20 protein-coding genes and 1 tRNA gene are annotated in these 18,846 nt (G+C 60.4%); 8 read left to right on the forward strand and 13 right to left on the reverse strand.

Annotated elements, in window-relative coordinates:
- Positions 1-105: 105 nt before the first annotated feature.
- Together Q0677_RS09535 and Q0677_RS09540 are read right to left on the reverse strand one after the other, a co-directional pair.
- Positions 106-1,239, reverse strand: a complete 1,134-nt coding sequence (locus Q0677_RS09535) for a carboxylate-amine ligase (RefSeq protein WP_298908946.1) — start codon at positions 1,237-1,239, stop codon at positions 106-108.
- A 133-nt stretch (positions 1,240-1,372) separates the two neighbouring features.
- Positions 1,373-2,872, reverse strand: a complete 1,500-nt coding sequence (locus Q0677_RS09540) for a CoA-acylating methylmalonate-semialdehyde dehydrogenase (protein WP_133487965.1) — start codon at positions 2,870-2,872, stop codon at positions 1,373-1,375.
- A 162-nt stretch (positions 2,873-3,034) separates the two neighbouring features.
- Here Q0677_RS09540 and Q0677_RS09545 point away from each other — a divergent pair, with 162 nt between their 5' ends.
- The 4 genes from Q0677_RS09545 (at position 3,035) to Q0677_RS09560 (ending at position 5,930) form a co-directional block, all read left to right on the forward strand.
- Entirely contained in the window at positions 3,035-3,955 is a 921-nt protein-coding gene (locus Q0677_RS09545) for a LysR family transcriptional regulator (RefSeq protein WP_298908953.1), read from the forward strand.
- A 92-nt stretch (positions 3,956-4,047) separates the two neighbouring features.
- Entirely contained in the window at positions 4,048-4,482 is a 435-nt protein-coding gene (locus tag Q0677_RS09550; protein ID WP_298908954.1) for a CBS domain-containing protein, read from the forward strand.
- A 205-nt stretch (positions 4,483-4,687) separates the two neighbouring features.
- Complete coding sequence (coaD, locus tag Q0677_RS09555) at positions 4,688-5,179, forward strand: pantetheine-phosphate adenylyltransferase (protein WP_298908957.1); 492 nt, start codon at positions 4,688-4,690, stop codon at positions 5,177-5,179.
- 292 nt (positions 5,180-5,471) lie between these two features.
- On the forward strand, positions 5,472-5,930 hold the full coding sequence (locus tag Q0677_RS09560; RefSeq protein ID WP_298908960.1) for an MmcB family DNA repair protein: 459 nt from the start codon (positions 5,472-5,474) through the stop codon (positions 5,928-5,930).
- A 6-nt stretch (positions 5,931-5,936) separates the two neighbouring features.
- Here Q0677_RS09560 and Q0677_RS09565 read toward each other — a convergent pair whose 3' ends face one another.
- Complete coding sequence (locus tag Q0677_RS09565; RefSeq protein WP_298908963.1) at positions 5,937-6,146, reverse strand: DUF6324 family protein; 210 nt, start codon at positions 6,144-6,146, stop codon at positions 5,937-5,939.
- Positions 6,147-6,252: 106 nt separating this feature from the next.
- On the opposite strand from Q0677_RS09565, the gene Q0677_RS09570 reads away from it, so the two are divergent.
- A tRNA-His gene (locus tag Q0677_RS09570) sits at positions 6,253-6,329 on the forward strand.
- A gap of 25 nt (positions 6,330-6,354) precedes the next feature.
- On the opposite strand, the gene Q0677_RS09575 is transcribed toward Q0677_RS09570, so the two are convergent.
- Positions 6,355-6,684 (reverse strand): DUF6476 family protein, encoded by a 330-nt coding sequence (locus Q0677_RS09575; RefSeq protein WP_298908965.1) that lies wholly within the window; start codon positions 6,682-6,684, stop codon positions 6,355-6,357.
- Between Q0677_RS09575 and Q0677_RS09580 the strand changes: the two genes are divergently transcribed.
- The 3 genes from Q0677_RS09580 (at position 6,683) to rpoH (ending at position 10,273) form a co-directional block, all read left to right on the forward strand.
- A complete protein-coding gene (locus Q0677_RS09580; protein WP_298908968.1) occupies positions 6,683-7,717 on the forward strand; it encodes an RluA family pseudouridine synthase in 1,035 nt (344 codons plus the stop codon). The genes Q0677_RS09575 and Q0677_RS09580 overlap by 2 nt on opposite strands.
- A 31-nt stretch (positions 7,718-7,748) precedes the next feature.
- Positions 7,749-9,194 carry a cardiolipin synthase gene (cls, locus tag Q0677_RS09585; protein WP_298908971.1) on the forward strand — a complete coding sequence of 482 codons (1,446 nt, stop codon included), beginning with the start codon at positions 7,749-7,751 and terminating at the stop codon, positions 9,192-9,194.
- 182 nt (positions 9,195-9,376) lie between these two features.
- Positions 9,377-10,273, forward strand: a complete 897-nt coding sequence (rpoH, locus tag Q0677_RS09590) for an RNA polymerase sigma factor RpoH (protein WP_298908974.1) — start codon at positions 9,377-9,379, stop codon at positions 10,271-10,273.
- Between the two features lie 55 nt (positions 10,274-10,328).
- On the opposite strand, the gene Q0677_RS09595 is transcribed toward rpoH, so the two are convergent.
- Genes Q0677_RS09595 through pcaF form a run of 9 tightly spaced genes read right to left on the reverse strand, consistent with a single transcriptional unit; the run spans position 10,329 to position 18,744 of the window.
- Positions 10,329-11,120, reverse strand: a complete 792-nt coding sequence (locus Q0677_RS09595; protein WP_298908977.1) for a PaaX family transcriptional regulator — start codon at positions 11,118-11,120, stop codon at positions 10,329-10,331.
- 7 nt (positions 11,121-11,127) lie between these two features.
- On the reverse strand, positions 11,128-13,155 hold the full coding sequence (paaZ, locus tag Q0677_RS09600) for a phenylacetic acid degradation bifunctional protein PaaZ (protein WP_298908978.1): 2,028 nt from the start codon (positions 13,153-13,155) through the stop codon (positions 11,128-11,130).
- Between the two features lie 36 nt (positions 13,156-13,191).
- A complete protein-coding gene (locus Q0677_RS09605; RefSeq protein ID WP_298908980.1) occupies positions 13,192-13,950 on the reverse strand; it encodes a Phenylacetic acid catabolic protein in 759 nt (252 codons plus the stop codon).
- A gap of 10 nt (positions 13,951-13,960) precedes the next feature.
- Complete coding sequence (locus Q0677_RS09610) at positions 13,961-15,025, reverse strand: 2Fe-2S iron-sulfur cluster-binding protein (RefSeq protein WP_282182915.1); 1,065 nt, start codon at positions 15,023-15,025, stop codon at positions 13,961-13,963.
- A 19-nt stretch (positions 15,026-15,044) separates the two neighbouring features.
- Complete coding sequence (gene paaD / locus Q0677_RS09615; RefSeq protein ID WP_298908985.1) at positions 15,045-15,506, reverse strand: 1,2-phenylacetyl-CoA epoxidase subunit PaaD; 462 nt, start codon at positions 15,504-15,506, stop codon at positions 15,045-15,047.
- A gap of 1 nt (position 15,507) precedes the next feature.
- Entirely contained in the window at positions 15,508-16,266 is a 759-nt protein-coding gene (paaC, locus tag Q0677_RS09620) for a 1,2-phenylacetyl-CoA epoxidase subunit PaaC (RefSeq protein WP_282182917.1), read from the reverse strand.
- A complete protein-coding gene (paaB, locus tag Q0677_RS09625) occupies positions 16,266-16,550 on the reverse strand; it encodes a 1,2-phenylacetyl-CoA epoxidase subunit PaaB (protein ID WP_108856777.1) in 285 nt (94 codons plus the stop codon). The genes paaC and paaB overlap by 1 nt, the downstream gene beginning before the upstream one ends.
- A gap of 11 nt (positions 16,551-16,561) precedes the next feature.
- Positions 16,562-17,539 (reverse strand): 1,2-phenylacetyl-CoA epoxidase subunit PaaA, encoded by a 978-nt coding sequence (gene paaA, locus Q0677_RS09630; RefSeq protein WP_133487937.1) that lies wholly within the window; start codon positions 17,537-17,539, stop codon positions 16,562-16,564.
- 2 nt (positions 17,540-17,541) lie between these two features.
- Entirely contained in the window at positions 17,542-18,744 is a 1,203-nt protein-coding gene (gene pcaF, locus Q0677_RS09635) for a 3-oxoadipyl-CoA thiolase (protein ID WP_298908991.1), read from the reverse strand.
- Between the last annotated feature and the right edge of the window lie 102 nt (positions 18,745-18,846).

The following is an 18,846-nucleotide window of genomic DNA, read 5'->3' on the forward strand; positions in this document are numbered from 1 at the left end:
GAGGCAATCCTTACAGGAGTTTTTCAAGCCCTGTCACTGTTGCACCGCGAGACAAGGTGCTGCCAAGGCTAACCATCAGAAAACTCACGTAGAAATCGCGAGGCGCTATAGCCCTTCGTGAAAACTGTCGACCAAATGGCGGACCACGTCGCGCAGGGCTTCCTCTTTCGGTTTTTCGGCCTGAATGCTGTCTTGAAAGACAGCGCGCTGCCGGTCTGCAGCAACACCGCCGGACAGGATGGTACGGGCGTGTTCGACCTCGGCCTGGCAGCCTAGGAACTGGGCGTCTTCGGCGGTCAACTCGATCATTTCTTCCAGCAGCGCGTCAAACTCTACGATCTCGCCTTGGCCGAAGTCGATCAGCCCGCCTGAAACGCCATAGCGCTGGGCGCGCCAGCGGTTTTCACCGACCAGGAAGTTGTCATAGAGCCGCCAGCGCTGGTTCTTGGCCTTCAGGCGCCACAGCATCCGGGTCAGACATTGGATCAATGCTGCCAAAGACAGCGTGTCTTCCAACCGGGGTTGTACATCGCAAATGCGTGCCTCGATCGTCGGGAAGCGGGCCGACGGGCGCAGGTCCCACCAGATTTTCGAGCTGTCCTCGATCACGCCGATATCCACCAGCGCCTGAACGGATCGCTCATATTCCGACCAACTGCCCAACTGCGGCGGCAGCCCGGTGCGGGGCAGGTTGTCGAAAACGGTCAGGCGATAGGACGCCAGCCCCGTATCCTCGCCCTGCCAGAAAGGCGAGCTGGCCGATAGCGCCAGAAGGTGTGGCAGGAAATAGGACAGTTGATTCACAAGGTCGATGCGCGTGTCGGGATCGGGGATGCCCACATGCACGTGCATCCCACAGATCAGCATCCGGCGCACAACGCCCGCAAGATCGCGGCGCAGATCGTTATAGCGGTCTTTGTTGACGTGGTGCTGGTCTTTCCAGCTGGCAAACGGATGGCAGGACGCCGCAATCGGGGCCAGTCCGTAATCTTTCGCGTTCTTCGCGACGCTGGCGCGCAAGCGTTTCAGGTCATCGCGCGCCTCGGTCACATTGGCACAGACGCGGGTGCCAATTTCGATCTGGCATTGCAGGTATTCGGGGCTGACTTGGCCTTCGAGCTCTGCGCGGCAGGCCTCCATCATTTCGTCGGGGGCTTCGCGTAGGGCAAGGCTGTCGCGATCCACCAGAAGGTATTCTTCCTCGATCCCGATCGAGAATGTGGGGGCTTGTCGGGCCATGGCCTGTCCTCCTGTCTGCGTCGCGCGGGTCCACTTTGACAAGAGAATGCCGAAGGGACAAGCAGGCAGGGACCATGAAACGCAAAACGCCCCGGCCAGTGACCGGGGCGTTTCGTGTAAACCGCGTGTGGGTTTAGTCCATGGCTTTGAAGTTGAACTCGCCACCTTCTTTGATGCCCGACGGCCAGCGCTGGGTCACGGTCTTGGTACGCGTGTAGAACTTGAACGCGTCCGGGCCGTGCTGGTTCAGGTCACCAAAGCCCGACTTCTTCCAGCCGCCAAAGGTGTGATAGGCCAGCGGAACCGGGATCGGAACGTTGATGCCGACCATGCCGATGTTGATGCGGTTGGCAAAGTCACGGGCAGTGTCACCGTCACGGGTAAAGATCGCGGTGCCGTTGCCGTACTCGTGATCCATGGCGTGGCCGATGGCTTCTTCATAGGTCTCGGCGCGGACCATCGACAGAACAGGGCCAAAGATTTCCTGCTTGTAGATGTCCATGTCGGTGGTGACGTTGTCAAACAGGTGCGGGCCAACAAAGAAACCGTCTTCGTAGCCTTGCAGCGTGAAGTCGCGGTTGTCGACAACCAGATCTGCACCCTGTTCCACACCCGAGTTGATCAGACGCAGGATGTTTTCCTTGGCGGCTGCGGTCACAACCGGGCCATAGTCCACGTCGTCGCCTGCAGTGTAAGGTGCCACTTTCAGCTTCTCGATGCGCGGGACCAGCGCGTCGCGCAGCTTGTCTGCGGTCTCATTGCCAACCGGAACAGCAACCGAGATCGCCATGCAACGTTCGCCAGCCGCACCAAAGCCTGCGCCGACCAGAGCGTCAGCAGCTTGCTCCATATCCGCGTCGGGCATGATGATCATGTGGTTTTTCGCGCCGCCGAAGCACTGCGCACGTTTGCCGTTGGCGGTTGCGCGCGAGTAGATGTAGTGCGCGATCGGGGTCGAGCCAACGAAGGCCACGCCCTGAACGGTTTCGTTGTCCAGAATGGCGTCAACCGAGTCTTTGTCGCCGTTCACAACCTGCAGCACACCATCGGGCAGGCCAGCTTCTTTGCACAGCTCAGCCAGCATCAGCGGCACCGAGGGGTCACGCTCGGACGGTTTCAGGATCATCGCGTTACCCGCGGCCAGAGCCGGGCCCATACCCCAGAGCGGGATCATGGCGGGGAAGTTGAACGGCGTGATCGAGGCCACAACACCCAGCGGCTGACGCATCGAGTACATATCGATGCCGGGGCCCGCGCTGTCGGTGAACTCGCCCTTCATCATCTGGGCAGCGCCGATGCAGTATTCGATCACTTCCAGACCACGCTGAACGTCGCCTTTTGCGTCGGGGATGGTTTTACCATGCTCGCGCGACAGGGCTTCTGCCAGCTTGTCCATGTCGCGGTTCAGAAGGCCAACCAGAGCCATCATCACGCGGCCGCGCTTCTGCGGGTTGGTTGCGCCCCAGGCTTTCTGAGCTTCGGCGGCTTTGGCGACAGCGTCGTCCAGCTCGGCCTTGGTGGCCAGAGCAACCTGTGCCTGCACTTCGCCGGTGGCGGGGTTGTAGACGTCGGCGTAGCGGCCCGACGTACCTTCGACCATCTGGCCGTTGATCCAGTGTCCAAGTTTCTGCATGGTAAATCTCCCAAATTTCCAGCGCAGGATAGTCTTGCAGAATTGCCGGGAAAAGGGGTAGTTTTCCAAAAGCGTTTTGCATTTTTGCAATAGTGCGGGTGTGGTGCGGGAATGGTTAGGGGCTTTGCCCCTCGGCCTGACGGCCTCACCCCAAGGTATTTGATGCAAGAGGAAGGGGCGGTCGCGGTGGATTGGGATGATCTGAAAGTGTTTTTGGCGGTGGCGCGCGGGGAAAGCCTGTCGCGTGCTGGGCGGGTGTTGAAGCGAGATGCGGCCACGGTCGGGCGGCGGGTGTCGAAGCTCGAGGCGGATCTGGGGCTGCCTTTGTTCACGAAGTCTCCGCAAGGGTATGCGCTGACAGATGCGGGGCTGCGTCTGATGGCCCATGCCGAACGGGCCGAGCAGGCGGTGATGTCTGGGGTGGACGAGCTGGCAGGGCAGTCAGGGCAACTATCCGGGCAGGTGCGGATCGGCGCAACGGATGGGGTGGCCAGTTTCATCTTGCCGCAGGTCTGCGCTGCCATTCAGCGCGATCATCCAGAGTTGGAGTTGCAGATCGTTGCCCTTCCGCGTGTGATCAACCTGTCCAAACGCGAGGCGGATATGGCGATTACGGTGTCTCCGCCGCAAACGGGGCGGATCACGGTGCAGAAGATCACGGATTACCATCTGCATTTGGCGGCCGCGCACAGCTATCTGGCACAGGCCGCGCCCTTGGACGGTTTGGCGGATCTACGCAATCATCCGGTGGTCGGGTATATTCAGGACATGATCTCGTACCCCGAGTTGGATTTCCTTGAAGACCTCGGGGTTGAGAAGACGGCGCTGGCGTCGAATCTGGTGTCGGTGCAGCTGGGGCTGGTGAAGCAGGGCGGCGGAATTGGGGTCACGCATGACTTCATCTTGCCCTCGACACCAGAACTGAAACGCGTGTTGACGGACGAGTTGTCGATCAAACGGTCCTTCTATCTGGTGCGTCACGAAGGCGACGCCCGCATGGAACGGTTTGCCCGTGTCGGCGAAGAGCTGTTGCGCGGCATTCGCGACGAAGTGGCCCGTCTAGAAGAAATGGTAGAAGTTTAGTGCTGCAGCTGCAAAGAGCGCTTGACATTTTGTTGCGCAAAGGGTGACGCTGGGGACAGAAAAATACAATACATACAGTCAGGAGGGCGCCCATGCTCATTCACCAGATCCTCAAAGATAAGAACATCGAGGGCGTTGCTACGGTCAAGCCAGGCAGCAAGGTGGCAGATGCGGCACAGCTTTTGTCTGAGAAGAAAATCGGTGCGGTCATCGTGTCCAATGACGGTGTGCATCCCGCGGGTATTCTATCCGAGCGCGATATTGTGTCCGAGCTGGGCAAGGTCGGCACGGGCTGTCTGGATCAGCCGGTAGATGACTTGATGACTGCGAAGCTGATCACCTGTTCGCCGGGCGACCGCGCCATTCAAGTACTGCAGACCATGACCGAAGGCCGCTTCCGCCACATGCCGGTGATGGAAGGCGACGAGATGGTCGGTCTGGTGTCCATCGGTGACGTGGTCAAGGCGCGCCTGCAAGAGCTGTCGCAGCAGGCGGATGCCCTGAAAAACATGATCATGGGCTACTAAGGCCAATAAAAGCGTTTGGGGTTTGACCTGAGAAGGGAAAAGCCGAAGCGCAGTGCCAGATTTCCGTGTGGCGGGCGTTTCGAAACAAACTTGAGACCCAAGTTTGCTTCGAAATGCTTTACGTAGGAATACGCTGCGCTGCGGAAAAAGCTTGCATTTGGGCGCGCCATAATGTTGCGTGCGCCCACTGCAAGGAGATCATATCATGCGCATTGGATTGTATCCCGGAACTTTTGACCCGATCACCTTGGGGCACACGGACATCATTCGTCGTGCCTGTGCGCTGGTGGATCGGCTGGTGATTGGCGTTGCCATCAACACGGGCAAGGGGCCTCTGTTTTCCTTGGAAGAGCGCGTGGCGATGGTCGAAAGCGAATGCGCGAAACTGTCCGCCGAAACCGGGACAGAGATCGTTGCGCATCCGTTCCAGAACCTTCTGATCGACTGTGCCCATGATGTTGGCGCGCAGATTATCATCCGCGGCCTGCGGGCTGTGACGGATTTTGAGTATGAATATCAGATGGTTGGCATGAACCGTGCGATGGATGACAGCGTCGAGACCGTGTTCCTGATGGCTGAAGCGCGCTATCAGGCGATTGCGTCGAAACTGGTGAAAGAGATCGCCAAGCTGGGCGGCGATGTCAGCAAGTTCGTCCCCGAGGATGTGCGCGGTCAGCTTCTGGACAAGATCAAATAAGCGCGGATGTATTGGGGGGAAGTGGCGGCCCCACCGCGACCGTCGGGGTCTGAATTCCCGAGGACCTGTATATACAGGTGGGCGCCGGGTAAGTGGACCACGGCCCAAACAGAGCCAGCTCCCTCGGAATTGCTTAAGGCCACCGGAATTTTACCCGCATGTGACGCGAAGGGCAGAAGCCGCCTCGGCCTAGATAGGCGCGGGGCGGCCCATGTGCAAGGGTGCACGCAAGGGGGTGGACCGCTACGCACGCTGCATTGACATTTTGTTCACTAAATGTTCGTGTGAGGGCATGGACAGTCCATCGCAAACCTTGATGCCCGGACAATTGCTGGCGCGCGGCGTATGCCGCCACATGTTGAGCCACGGGTTTGTCACCGTGGAAGAACTGGTGCCAACACGCGGCCTGCGGGTCGACGTGATGGCCTTGGGGCCAAAGGGCGAAGTCTGGGTGATTGAATGCAAATCCTCGCGCACGGATTTCACCTCGGACAATAAATGGGAAGGCTATCTGGAATGGTGCGACCGTTATTTCTGGGCCGTTGATTCCGACTTTCCGACCGAGCTTTTGCCAGAGCACACCGGGCTGATCATCGCAGACAGCTATGATGCCGAGATTTTGCGCATGGGGCCCGAGGACAAGCTGGCGCCAGCGCGGCGCAAAGTGATGGTGCAGAAATTCGCAACCCATGCCGCACGCCGGTTGCAGGGGTTCCGTGATCCCGGCGTGGCGGCTTTGGTCAACGTCTAGAAAACGTTACTTTTTCTTCGATTTGGCGCTGTCTGCCAAGGCGCGGGCCTGTTTGGCGGCGGCCAGCATCTCTTCCGCGATTTCTTCGGCCTCTTCCGGTTCGAAATCCATCGGCAGTTCCACGCCGCCACCTTCTACATAAAGGCGCACCATTCCCATCGAGGTCGGCCCGATCTGAAGGTTTGCGTCGATGTCGCTTTCGTCGTTGATGCCCATGTGTGGCCTCCTGAATTTCATCTGATCGGGTTAGTGCGCTTTCGTGCATTTTTCAAGCCGGGACCTCTTGCAATGCCCCGCGGGTGGGGGTAAACGCATCCAGCGTGCCGACATAGCTCAGTAGGTTAGAGCGCTTGATTGTGGATCAAGAGGTCCCCCGTTCGAGCCGGGGTGTCGGTACCATCCCCCTCCCTCAAGACAGACTAGTTCAGCGCAGGTTGATGCGTTTTCGCAGCTGTCCGTCTGTCTCGTAGATCAATATTTCATCGCCCGACACGACGCCGATCCAGTCGCGGCCCAATGTGACAGCCTCGGCAGTGATGCCTTCAGGCAGGGTGATCTGATCTGGTAAGGGCAGGGATGTTGCCTCGGGCGAGGTCTGAGAGAATCGCAGCACCACAACGGTGATCAGCACGATCATTCCCAGAATCGTTGCCACCGTCATTGCCGTGACAATCGTTTTCAGATAGCGCACGGTGCCAAGGCCCACGCTGTCCTCTAGGGCTGCGTCCAGTTCCTGTTCAGGAGTTTTGTCCATGTCTACCTCGCACCGGCTTGTCCGGGTCATCATAGCCGAGAACCCGCCCAAGCGTCTTGATAAGGCGATTGCGCGCGATGTGCCAGAGGAAGCAAACCTGTCGCGGTCCCGCTTGGCCAAGCTGATTGCCGAAGGCGCGGTCACGATGGGCGGGCAAGTGATGGATGATCCGCGCGCGAAACTGGCAGAAGGGGACGAGCTGGAGATCCGCGTACCCGAGGCCAATGAAAGTCATATCGGCCCCGAGGATATCCCGTTGGATATCGTTTACGAGGACGATGACCTGATCGTGGTGAACAAGCCTGCGGGCATGGTGGTACACCCCGCGCCGGGCACGCCCACGGGCACGCTGGTGAATGCTCTGCTGCATCACTTCGGCGGCAACCTGTCCGGTGTCGGCGGCGAAAAGCGCCCTGGCATCGTGCACCGTATCGACAAGGATACGTCTGGGCTACTGGTGGTCGCCAAATCGGACGCAGCGCATCACGGGCTGGCTAAGCAGTTTGAAGCCCACTCGGCCGAGCGGCACTATCTGGCCGTCACCCACGGCGCGCCGGATCAGGCGGATCCGCGTCTGGGCGGGATCAAGGGAACGAGCTTTGAGAAGGGCAATATCCTAAAGATCACCACCCAGCTGGCGCGTCACAAGACAGACCGTCAGAAGCAAGCGGTGCTGTTTTCGGGCGGACGCCACGCGGTGACGCGGGCGCGGATTCTGGAAAGTTTCGGAACGCCCGCGCAGGCCGCGCTGATCGAATGCTGGCTGGAAACCGGCCGGACCCATCAGATTCGTGTGCATATGGCCCATGCGGGCCACGGGCTGATCGGAGACCCCACCTATGGCGGGCGGCGCAAGCTGAACGTGAAGGTGATCGGCCCCGACGCGGTCGAGGCCGCACGCGCCTTCCCACGCCAAGCCCTGCATGCCGCGACATTGGGATTTGTGCATCCGGTCTCGGGCGAAAAACTCAGCTTTGAAGCACCCATTCCTGACGATATGCTAGAGTTAATTGAAACCCTGCGTGCGGGCTGAACTGCACGCAAACGCGTGAGGCAGAGCGAGCATGACCGAGCTTTCCTGGGCATCCTGGGGCGGTATCTGGGCCGTGGTTTTGGTGCTGCTGGACATCGGGACCATTGCGCGCGCCGTTACGCGCGAGCACCGCTCGGCCGCGTCACGTCTGGCGTGGGTCGTTGTGATTCTGTCTGTGCCGCTGGTGGGGGTTATCGCCTATTTTTTCCTTGGGGATACAAGCTCGGATCGACGGTCTGACAAAAAACTCAAAGACTTGCGACGCGAGCTTCCCAAGCGACCACAAGGAGAGCTGCCACAGCCCGAACTGCCCTTGCTGTATCGTCAGTCCTTTGCGCGTGCGGCGTCGGTCAACGGGTTTCAACCGGTGGCGGGCAATCACGCCAAGGTCACGACAAATAGCGACGAGAGTATTGATTGGCTGATTGCAGATATCGACGCGGCCCAAGATCACGTGCATCTGCTCTTCTATATCTGGCTGACGGACCGCAACGGGACTCGCGTGGCCGAGGCCATGATGCGGGCCGCTGAACGGGGTGTGACCTGTCGGGTCATCGTCGACGGGCTGGGGTCGCGCGGGTTGCTGGCCAATCCCCTGTGGAAGAGAATGAAAGAGGCCGGGGTCGAGACCGTCGTGGCCTTCGCCTTCCGCTTCGCCCTGTTCGCCGCCTTCTTCCGCCGCCTTGATATTCGCAACCACCGCAAAATCATCGTGATCGACCATGATACGACCTATGTGGGCAGCCAGAACTGCGCCGACGCGGCGTTTCTGGTGAAGAAGAAATTCGCGCCCTGGGTCGACATTATGATGCGCATCACGGGCCCGTTGGCGTGGCAGTCACAACGGCTGTTTGTCTCGGATTGGATGGTGAATGGCGGGGCGGACATCTCGTCCGTGCTGCAGCGCGAAACCCCAGTGCCGGACGGTGGGTTTCCAGCCGTTGTCGCGGGCACTGGCCCCAATATCAGCGTGCAGGGCGTGCCGGATATGGCGCAGATGCTTCTGGCCTCGGCACAGGACGAGGTGGTGATTACCACGCCTTATTACGTGCCGTCCGAGGCGCTGCAGCAGCAGATTTGCGCCACCGCCGTGCGCGGGGTGCGGGTGCGGCTGAACGTGCCTGCCAACAATGACAGTCACTTCGTCGGTTTCGCCTCGCGCAGCTTCTATCGCGCACTGTTGAAGGCAGGTGTCGAGATTCACGAATTCCAACCCGGCCTGTTGCACGCGAAGATCTTGACCGTGGACGGGCAGGTGGCTCTGATCGGCTCGCCCAATCTGGACCGGCGCAGTTTTGATCTGAACTATGAGAATTGCATGATGCTGGCAGATCCGGACACGGTTGGCGCGATTGTGGCCAAGCAAGAGCTTTTCCTGAACGCCTCGCTGCCCGTGTCGCGCAAGAAGGTTGAAAGCTGGTCCATTACCAGACGGGTTCTGATCAACGGGGTTGGAATGATGGCTCCGCTGCTATAATTTGCATTTGCAACTTTCTGCACGAATCCGTGAGGCAATGTGTCATCCTCTTACAATTGCCCTAATAGGTTCATACTCTGGTAACGAAATTCGACGACACCCTCTTGAAAACAGTGTTGTAAGGCTTATCTCGATGTTAAGCCCTTAAACATGAGGGTAACGGACAGGAGAAGTTTGCGCCAATGAGCAACTATAAGAATTTACCGGCCCCGACGCCCGAAGGCGGTTTGAACCGCTACCTTCAGGAGATTCGGAAGTTCCCGATGCTGGAGCCGGAAGAGGAATATATGCTGGCCAAACGCTGGGCGGATCACGAAGATCGTGATGCGGCGCACCAGATGGTGAACTCGCACCTGCGTCTAGCGGCCAAGATTGCCATGGGCTATCGCGGCTATGGTCTGCCGCAGGCCGAAGTGATTTCCGAAGCTAATGTGGGCTTGATGCAGGCCGTGAAGCGGTTTGACCCGGAAAAGGGCTTCCGTCTGGCGACTTATGCCATGTGGTGGATCCGTGCCTCGATACAGGAATACATCCTGCGCTCGTGGTCGCTGGTGAAACTTGGCACGACCTCGGCCCAGAAAAAGCTGTTCTTTAATCTGCGCAAGGCGAAGGCGCGCATTGGTGCGCTGGAGGAAGGTGACCTGCGTCCTGAGAACGTGCAGAAAATCGCTGAAGATCTGAACGTGACCGAGGAAGAGGTGATTTCCATGAACCGTCGTCTGTCGGGCGGGGATGCGTCGCTGAACGCGACGGTGTCCAACGACGGCGAAGGCGCGATGCAGTGGCAGGACTGGTTGGAAGACGAAGATGCCGACCAGGCAGGCGACTATGCAGAAACCGACGAGATGAACGTCCGTCGTGAGCTGCTGGCACAAGCCATGGACGTTCTGAACGACCGCGAAAAAGACATTCTGACCCAGCGCCGTTTACAGGACAAGCCGGTCACACTAGAGGACTTGTCGGGCGTCTATGACGTCAGCCGCGAACGCATTCGCCAGATCGAGGTGCGCGCGTTCGAAAAGCTGCAAAAGCGCATGCAAGAGCTTGCTTCTGAGAAGGGCCTGCTGGAACACGCCTGATCTTGACGGCAAATGATAGAACGGCCCTGTGCAGATCGCGCGGGGCCGTTTTCGTTTAGGGGGTCAGCTTGTCTATCGGTAGAGGCCCCAGTGCGGTCAGTGCCTCTTGCACCAAACCGCGCACTTGAAGCGCGGGGCAGATCGCCTCGACGGGAAGGTCGGGCAAACGAAGGGCAATACGGCGCCATTCATGCAGCAAAACCAACCGGAGCGCGGCGCGATCCAGCGCAGGTAAGTCGTGCAATGCATCAAGGGGCAGACGATCAATTGCGTTACGCAACTGCTTCGAATCTATTTGCAACTTTGACGGCGCGAGCGTTGCGATGACCCAACGGGGCAACTCGGTATTCGGATCAGAAAGATGCAGGGCGTCGGGCGTGGTTTGCGGGGCAGATGTGCCCAGGAATACGCCGGGGGTCAGCTCACTAAAGCCTTCGGCGATCAGGCTGTCAAAGCAGCCATCATCCTCGGCCTGCGGCGGCAGGACCAGCAGGTGCCATTGGTCAGGCGTGGGGCGGGCGGGGCCATAGATGCGATCCGCCACGGCCTTGGTCTGGGCCAGCCCGTCCGGTGTCAGGTGATAGACCGACCGGCGCCCGTGTCGGGTGCTTTCTATCCAGCCATCCTTGCGCAGACGATGTAGCGCTACGCGGGTGGCTTCGGGGCGAATGCCAAGGGCGGACATGACCTTGCCCAAGGCCTGACCGGAAACGCCGGACGCATCTGCATCCGGCGTGCCCATAACGGTCAGATCCCCCATCAAGGTGACGATCACCGACCAGACGCGCAGATCACTGCTGTCGCGCAACTGCGCCAGAGTGTCTTGAAGCGGGTCGGTCAGTGTCATCGGGTCCTCAATAGGCGTTCATTGTCAGCAGCTCGTATTCTGCCACCAGTTCGTCATCCTGGTTGGTCAGAGTGACATGCCAGCGCACTTCGCCATACTCGTCCGTGCGGCGCGTTTTGGCCTTCACGGTCAGGCGCACTTTCATGCTGTCACCAGCTTCAACCGGCTTCATAAACCGCAGGTTGTCAAGTCCGGTATTGGCCAGAACGGGGCCTTCGTTGGGCTCGACAAACAGGCCAGCGGCGAAGGACAGCAGCAGATAGCCGTGCGCCACGCGATCTGGGAAGAACGGGTTCCGCTTGGCCGCATCGCTGTCCATATGGGCATAGAAGGTGTCACCGGTGAAATGGGCGAAATGCTCGATATCATCCAACGTGATCTCGCGCGACTTGGTGTGCAGCGTCTCGCCAATCGACAGCTCGCCATATTTGCGGGTGAACGGATGGGCCGGGCCTTCGATCTCGGTCGCGCCGGGCACCCAGCGATTGCCGATGGACGTCAGGATGTCGGGGCTGCCCTGAATGGCGGTCCGCTGCATGTAGTGCAGCACGCCACGCACGCCGCCCATTTCCTCGCCGCCGCCGGCACGACCGGGGCCACCATGCACCATGTGGGGCAGGGGCGAGCCGTGACCGGTCGATTCCTTCATCGACGTCGCGTTGTTGAAGTAAAGGCGCCCGTGGAAGGCACCGGCGCCCATGGCGACCTCGCGGGCGACGTCGCCCGACCCGGTGATGACCGAGGCCACCAGAGAGCCTTCGCCCTTGTTCACAAGTTCGATGGCGTGGGCAATGTCGCGATATCCCATGATGGTCGACACAGGGCCGAACGCCTCGCATTCATGGACGATGGTGGCGGTGTCAGGGGTTTCGCAGTGGAACAGCATCGGCTTTACGAAAGCGCCTGCATCCACGTCTCCGGCGAAGTCATTGTCATCGGGGTTGCCGTAGACAAGCTTGCTTTCTGACCCGATCGCGGCGGCTTTCTCCAACACGTCAGCTTTTTGCCCAGCCGAGACCAGAGCCCCCATGCGCACGCCTTCGGCACGCGGGTCACCGATCACGGTTTTGTCCAGACGGGCCGACAGCGCCTCGATCACATTCTGCACCTGCGCTTCCGGCGCGATGATGCGACGGATGGCGGTACATTTCTGGCCGGCTTTCGTGGTCATCTCGCGATGTACCTCTTTGATAAAGAGGTCAAATTCGGGGGTGCCCGGCGTCACGTCCGGCCCCAGAATGGACGCGTTCAGGCTGTCCTGTTCAGCGACAAACCGCACCGAGTTCTTCAGGATATTCGGGTTCGAGCGCAGCATCGACGCGGTCTGAGCCGAGCCGGTGAAGCTGACGATATCCTGCGGGCCAAGACGGTCCAGAAGGTCGCCTGTGCCGCCCGAGATCAGCTGCAATGCGCCTTCAGGCAGGATGCCACTGTCCAACATGATGCGCACGGCGGCTTCGGTCACATAGGACGTCGCGGTCGCCGGTTTCACAATGGCAGGGACACCGGCCAGCAGCGTCGGGGCGAGTTTTTCCAGCATCCCCCAAACCGGGAAGTTGAACGCGTTGATATGCACGGCCACACCTTGCAAGGGCGTCGCGATGTGCATGCCCAGAAAGGTGCCATTGCGCGACAGCTGCTCGATCTCGCCATCGATGTAGACCTTGCCATCGGGCATCTCGCGACGCCCCTTGGAGGCGAAGACGAACATGGTGCCCACGCCGCCATCGATGTCGATCATGTGGTCGGACTGTGTGGCGCCGGTATCGAAGCTGAGGTCGTAGAGTTCCTGCTTATGGCTCCCCAGATGCATCGCCAGCGCCTTCAGCATCTTGGCGCGGTCGTGAAAGCCCATCTCGCGCAGGGCAGGGCCGCCCACATTGCGCGCATAGTCGATCATCTTCTGCATATCCAGATCCGCGCCACCCGCTTCGGCAAGCGGCAGCCCGGTGATGGCCGAGGCGATGGGGCGGGCATTGGCACCCGGTGCAATCCATTGACCAGCCGCGAAGCTGGAGACTTTCATCAGGGTCATTCTCTGTCCTCTGTTCGTATGCGGTCGGGGCGGCGCTTAAGGCGCGCTCAGCCCCAGTTTTTCAAGTTGAGCGGCCGCAGCAGCTTCCCATTCCTCGCGCAGTTCTGCGTTCGACGAATGGCGCAGGCCGAAGGCTTGCAATTGGCTGGCGCGGGTCGACACGTCCTTGCCAAAGCTTGCCGCCACACGGGGCCACCAATAGTCGACGCTGGCTTGCAGGTCCGAGGTGCTGGTGCCGGTTTCGACCAGACGTTCGATGCCTTCGGCGGCCAGTTCGGCGTGACGGGCCTCGACCGGGCCGACGGCGCGGAAGGCTTCGGCGAGCGGCGCATACGAGACGCGCTTGAATTCGCTCATCTGCACGCCCACGGCCAAACCCATCAGAAGGTTCATGACCACGGCATCCGACCAGCCCTGCATGGGATAGTTGAAGACGGACAGGCGCATGTCCGTGTCAGTGCGCGAGGTGCCGATGTCGGCGTCGCGGGCCAGACGATCCGTCCACGGGTGGTGGTTGGCATAGCGCGCGGTGTTGGCGCCGAAATCGCCCATGATCGACAGCACCTTGTCGGCATTGTCGGTCTTTTCCAAGACGATCTTGGCGGCGGCGATGCGTTCCTTGATGCCCGGGCCGTCATTGATGATGTCGGCAAAGCCGGCAGCACCCGCCAGCGCAGAGTCCACAAAGGTGGCCATCAGGCGCATCAGTTCGGCGCGATAGCGCGCGGGGACGTTTTCGGGATTGCTCAGGACACCGCCCTGAGCCAGATAATCGGTGATGCTCATATCAGACATTGGGGTCTCCTTACTGGTCGAAATCGACGACGATTTTGCCCGAGCGCGCGAAGGTCTGGCACGAGAGGACATAGCCTTTCTCGACCTCGTAATCTTCCAGCGCGTGGTTGGTGATCATGTCCACGTCGCCTTCCAGAACCTTACAGCGGCAGGTCGAGCAGACACCGGCCTTACAGGCGTAAGGGGCGTCCATGTCGTTGGCGAGGGCTGCATCAAGGATCGAGGTCTCGCCATCCATGGTGATGGTGCGGCTGGCGCCGTCCATCGCGATCACCGCCTCGATGCCGTCGCCGGTTGCAGCGGTCGAGCTGGCGGCTTTCTTGGCCGCACGACCCGGTTGGCTGGATGCAAACAGTTCGAACTTGATCTGTGCGTCGTCCAGCCCATGATCGCGCAGCGCCTTGGCGATGCCCAGCATCATCGGCTCAGGGCCACAGATGAAGGCGGTGTCGACGGATTTGATGTCGATCCAGTTCTTGAACAGCGCGGCGCATTTTGCCTCGTCCACCAGACCGGTGAACAGGTCGATTTCCTGCGCGTCGCTTTCCAGAATATGGATCACGTTGAAGCGGCCCATATAGCGGTTCTTCAGGTCTTCCAGTTCCTCGCGGAACATGATCGTGGTCACGGCCTTGTTGGCGTAAACCAGCGTGAATTCCGACTGCGGCTCGCGGGCCAGCGTGGTCTTGATGATCGACAGAACCGGCGTGATGCCTGACCCACCGGCAAAGCCCAGATAGTGGCGGTTGGTGGCGGCATCCAGCGGGATGTGGAAGTTGCCCATCGGCGGCATAGCTTCGATGGTCGCGCCTTGGGTCAGCTCTTCATTGGCCCAGGTCGAGAACGCGCCGCCATCGACACGTTTGATGCCCACCTGCAGCTTGCCGTCGTCCAGACCCGAGCAGATCGAGTAGGAGCGGCGCAGTTCCTGCCCGTCAAAGTCGCGACGGAAGGTGATGTATTGGCCTTGGGTGAAGTCAAAGGCTTCGGGGTCGTCAGGGGTGAGCGTTACCACCACCGCGTCGCGGATGGTTTTCTGGATATCGGTCACAGTAAGATTGTGGAAGCGCGCCATAGTGGGTCTCCTCAGTGCCTTAGATGCACTTGAAATAGTCAAAGGGTTCAAGGCAGTCGCGGCATCGCCAGAGCGCCTTGCATGGGGTCGAGCCGAACTGGCTGGTGCGTTCCAGATTGTGCCCGCCGCAATTGGGGCAGCGGTCTGGTTCGCCTTTGGGCGAGGGTGGGGCGATGCCGTATTCCTCAAGCTTCGCCTTGCCCTTGTTCGACAGCCAGTCGGTGGTCCACGGGGGGGACAGCTGCTGTGTCAGGGTCAGCTTCTCGATCCCGCGGTCGCGCAACGCGGTTTCGATATCGAAATTGATCACGGACGTGGCCGGACAGCCGGAATAGGTGGGGGTGACGGCGACCTTCAAGGTGTCGCCTTCCCACTTCACATCCCGGATGATGCCCAGATCGACCAGCGAGATCACGGGGATCTCGGGGTCGGGCACCTGGTCCAGCCAGTCCCAGATCGTATCTACTGACGGCTGACCCATCTTACCAGGTCGCGCCCGGATAAGCGCGCTGCAGCCATTGCATGGTGCACAGAAGGTGCCCCAGATGCTCGGTATGCATATAGCCCGTGCGCCCGCCCTTGTGGTGGAACGTGTCGGTCGGGATGGTCAGGGTTGCTTGGCCCAGGACCTTGCCCACCAGCGCGTCGTATTCTTCACGCAGGGACGCGGGGTCAGGGGCAATACCGGCCTTGACCATGGCTGCATCAACCTCGTCACTGTCAAACATCTCGCCCACATAGGGCCAGAGGTAATCGAGCGCGGCTTGCATGCGGGCGTGGCTTTCTTCGGTCCCGTCGCCAAGACCAACCACCGTGTCGCCCGAGCGTTCGACGTGATAGGCCACTTCCTTCGACGCTTTGGCTGCAATCGCGGCCACGCGTTCGTCGGACGAGGTCATCAGACGGCCCATCATCACCGACGCCCATGCGTCATAGAGGAACTGGCGCATCAGGGTCTGACCGAAGTCACCGTTGGGCAGCTCGCACAGAAGGACGTTGCGGTAATCCCAAGCGTCGCGCAGGAACGCCAGATCGTCAGCCGTGCGGCCTTTGCCTTCGACTTCGCCGGCAAGGCCCAGCCAGAACTGTGTCTGACCGATCAGGTCCAGCGCAGTGTTGGCCAGCGCGATATCTTCTTCCAGCACCGGCGAGTGGCCACACCACTCGCTGACGCGGTGGCCGAGGATCAGGCTGTTGTCGCCCATCCGCAGCAGAAATTGAAAGAGTGCGTTGTCAGCCATTACATATGCCCCACTTCTTCGGGGATGTCGAAGAAGGTCGGGTGACGATAGACCTTCGAATTCGAGGGCTCGTAGAGCGGACCTTTTTCTTCGGGGCTTGAGGCCGCGATGTGCTGTGCTTCCACAACCCAGATCGACACGCCTTCGTTGCGACGGGTGTACACGTCACGGGCGTTCTTGATTGCCATTTCAGCGTCCGGCGCGTGCAGGCTGCCCACGTGACGGTGGCTCAGGCCGTGCTGGCCGCGGATGAAAACTTCCCAGAGGGGCCATTCTTTCGACATGTGATCTCTCCTTATTCGGCGGCTGTGCGTGCAGCGGCTTTTTTGCGGCCATGGGCCAGAAGACCGTCGCGCACCCATGCGCCGTCTTCCCAAGCGTTGGTCCGGTCGTTCAGACGGTCCACGTTGCAGGGGCCTTTGCCTTTGATAACGTTGAAGAACTCGGACCAATCGGGGTCCGAATAATCATAGTGACCGCGTTCCTCGTTCCATTTGATGCCGGGATCGGGCAGATCCAGACCCAGATACTCGATCTGCGGAACGGTCTGGTCGACAAACTGCTGGCGCAGGTCGTCGTTCGAGCGGACTTTAATCTTCCACTGCATCGACTGCTCCGAGTGGACACTTTCGCTGTCCGACGGGCCGAACATCATGATCGCGGGGAACCACAGGCGGTTCACGGCGTCTTGTGCCATGGCTTTCTGTGCAGGCGTGCCAAAGGCCATCTGCATGATCGCGTGATAGCCCTGACGTGCGTGGAAGCTTTCTTCCTTACAAATGCGGATCATCGCGCGGCTATAGGGACCATAGGATGTCCGCTGCAGCGCCACCTGGTTCACGATGGCCGCGCCATCCACCAGCCAGCCCACGGCGCCGATATCGGCCCAGTTCAGGGTGGGGTAGTTGAAGATCGACGAATACTTCATCTTACCTTCGTGCAAGAGCTCGACCAGCTCGTCGCGCGACACACCCAGCGTTTCTGCGGCCGAGTAGAGATACAGACCGTGGCCGGCCTCGTCCTGCACTTTTGCCAGCAGGATCGCCTTACGTTCCAGCGTGGGCGCACGGGTGATCCAGTTGCCTTCCGGCAGCTGGCCCACGACTTCCGAGTGCGCGTGCTGGCCGATTTGGCGGATCAGCGTCTTGCGATACGCCATCGGCATCCAGTCTTTCGGCTCGATCTTTTCATCGCGGTCGATCCGCGCCTGAAATTCTTCAAGCAGCTTGGGATCCTCGTCCGAGGCCTCGGCTGTGATCATCTGTGCATACATCGTCAGATCCTTTCCAGAATAAGGGCAACGCCCTGTCCCACACCTACGCACATAGTGCACAGCGCATAGCGCCCACCGGTGCGTTGCAGTTGATATGCGGCAGTCAGCACAAGGCGCGCGCCGGACATGCCCAGCGGGTGGCCCAGTGCAATCGCACCGCCATTCGGGTTCACGCGCGGATCATCATCCGCGACACTCAGTTCGCGCAGCGTGGCAAGGCCTTGGCTTGCGAACGCTTCGTTCAATTCTATCACATCGATCTGGTCGATGGTCAGACCAGCTTTATCCAGCGCCTTGCGGCTGGCCGGAACCGGGCCGATGCCCATGACGCGGGGCGCAACACCTGCTGCCTGCATGGCCACGACGCGGGCCATCGGCTTCAGGTTGTTGGCATTGGCGGCCGCTTCCGAGGCGATCAGCATCGCCGCTGCGCCGTCGTTCACGCCCGAGGCATTGCCCGCGGTGACCGTCAGGTCCGGGCCGTTCACGCCGCGCAGGCCCGACAGCTTTTCAGCCGTGGTGCCGGGGCGGGGGTGTTCGTCGGTGTCAACCACGACCGGATCGCCCTTGCGCTGCGGGATGGTGACCGGAATGATCTCATCCGCAAACATGCCAGCCTCGTGTGCAGCAGCCCAGCGGGCTTGGCTGCGGGCGGCGAACGCGTCTTGGTCTTCGCGGCTAACGTTATAGTCCTCGGCCACGTTGTCGGCGGTTTGCGGCATGGAGTGCGTGCCGTGCAGTTTGTCCATCTTCGGGTTCACGAAGCGCCAGCCGATGGTGGTGTCGTAGACCGCATTGGCACGGGTGAAAGCGCTGGTGGCTTTCGGCATCACAAAGGGCGCGCGGCTCATGCTTTCGACGCCGCCTGCGATACACAGGTCATAGTCGCCAGCTTTCACCCCACGCGCTGCCATGCCTACGGCATCCATGCCGGACGCGCACAGGCGGTTGATGGTGGTGCCCGGAACCTCGACCGGCAGACCGGCCAGAAGGGCGGCCATGCGCGCCACATTGCGGTTGTCTTCGCCCGCCTGGTTGGCCGAGCCATAGATCACGTCATCAATCGACGCCCAATCCACATCTGGGTTGCGCTCTTTCAAAGCGGCGATGGGCAGCGCGGCAAGATCGTCGGCCCGAACGCTGGACAGCGCCCCGCCATATCGACCGATCGGAGTGCGCACCGCGTCGCAGATGAAAGCTTCCATATATCCCTCCCGGAATGTCCAAGCGCGGCGCGGGATAAGCTTGCGGCGGCTTGGAGTATTGCTGACCGTTTGGTCGAATATAGTCTGAATGACGATTCGCCA

The organism is uncultured Aliiroseovarius sp., from assembly GCF_947492455.1.
Taxonomy (GTDB): Bacteria; Pseudomonadota; Alphaproteobacteria; order Rhodobacterales; family Rhodobacteraceae; genus Aliiroseovarius.

Bases quoted from the DNA above. Each gene is read 5' to 3' on its own strand.
- Q0677_RS09550 (WP_298908954.1), top strand. From the start codon at position 4,048: ATGCTCATTCACCAGATCCTCAAAGATAAGAACATCGAGGGCGTTGCT.
- cls (WP_298908971.1), top strand. From the start codon at position 7,749: ATGACCGAGCTTTCCTGGGCATCCTGGGGCGGTATCTGGGCCGTGGTT.
- Q0677_RS09575 (WP_298908965.1), bottom strand. From the start codon at position 6,684: ATGGACAAAACTCCTGAACAGGAACTGGACGCAGCCCTAGAGGACAGC.
- Q0677_RS09535 (WP_298908946.1), bottom strand. From the start codon at position 1,239: ATGGCCCGACAAGCCCCCACATTCTCGATCGGGATCGAGGAAGAATAC.
- Q0677_RS09595 (WP_298908977.1), bottom strand. From the start codon at position 11,120: ATGACACTGACCGACCCGCTTCAAGACACTCTGGCGCAGTTGCGCGAC.
- rpoH (WP_298908974.1), top strand. From the start codon at position 9,377: ATGAGCAACTATAAGAATTTACCGGCCCCGACGCCCGAAGGCGGTTTG.
- Q0677_RS09610 (WP_282182915.1), bottom strand. From the start codon at position 15,025: ATGGCGCGCTTCCACAATCTTACTGTGACCGATATCCAGAAAACCATC.
- paaA (WP_133487937.1), bottom strand. From the start codon at position 17,539: ATGTATGCACAGATGATCACAGCCGAGGCCTCGGACGAGGATCCCAAG.
- Q0677_RS09540 (WP_133487965.1), bottom strand. From the start codon at position 2,872: ATGCAGAAACTTGGACACTGGATCAACGGCCAGATGGTCGAAGGTACG.
- paaD (WP_298908985.1), bottom strand. From the start codon at position 15,506: ATGGGTCAGCCGTCAGTAGATACGATCTGGGACTGGCTGGACCAGGTG.
- pcaF (WP_298908991.1), bottom strand. From the start codon at position 18,744: ATGGAAGCTTTCATCTGCGACGCGGTGCGCACTCCGATCGGTCGATAT.
- paaZ (WP_298908978.1), bottom strand. From the start codon at position 13,155: ATGACCCTGATGAAAGTCTCCAGCTTCGCGGCTGGTCAATGGATTGCA.
- Q0677_RS09605 (WP_298908980.1), bottom strand. From the start codon at position 13,950: ATGTCTGATATGAGCATCACCGATTATCTGGCTCAGGGCGGTGTCCTG.
- coaD (WP_298908957.1), top strand. From the start codon at position 4,688: ATGCGCATTGGATTGTATCCCGGAACTTTTGACCCGATCACCTTGGGG.
- Q0677_RS09580 (WP_298908968.1), top strand. From the start codon at position 6,683: ATGTCTACCTCGCACCGGCTTGTCCGGGTCATCATAGCCGAGAACCCG.
- Q0677_RS09545 (WP_298908953.1), top strand. From the start codon at position 3,035: ATGCAAGAGGAAGGGGCGGTCGCGGTGGATTGGGATGATCTGAAAGTG.
- paaC (WP_282182917.1), bottom strand. From the start codon at position 16,266: ATGGCTGACAACGCACTCTTTCAATTTCTGCTGCGGATGGGCGACAAC.
- paaB (WP_108856777.1), bottom strand. From the start codon at position 16,550: ATGTCGAAAGAATGGCCCCTCTGGGAAGTTTTCATCCGCGGCCAGCAC.
- Q0677_RS09560 (WP_298908960.1), top strand. From the start codon at position 5,472: ATGGACAGTCCATCGCAAACCTTGATGCCCGGACAATTGCTGGCGCGC.
- Q0677_RS09565 (WP_298908963.1), bottom strand. From the start codon at position 6,146: ATGGGCATCAACGACGAAAGCGACATCGACGCAAACCTTCAGATCGGG.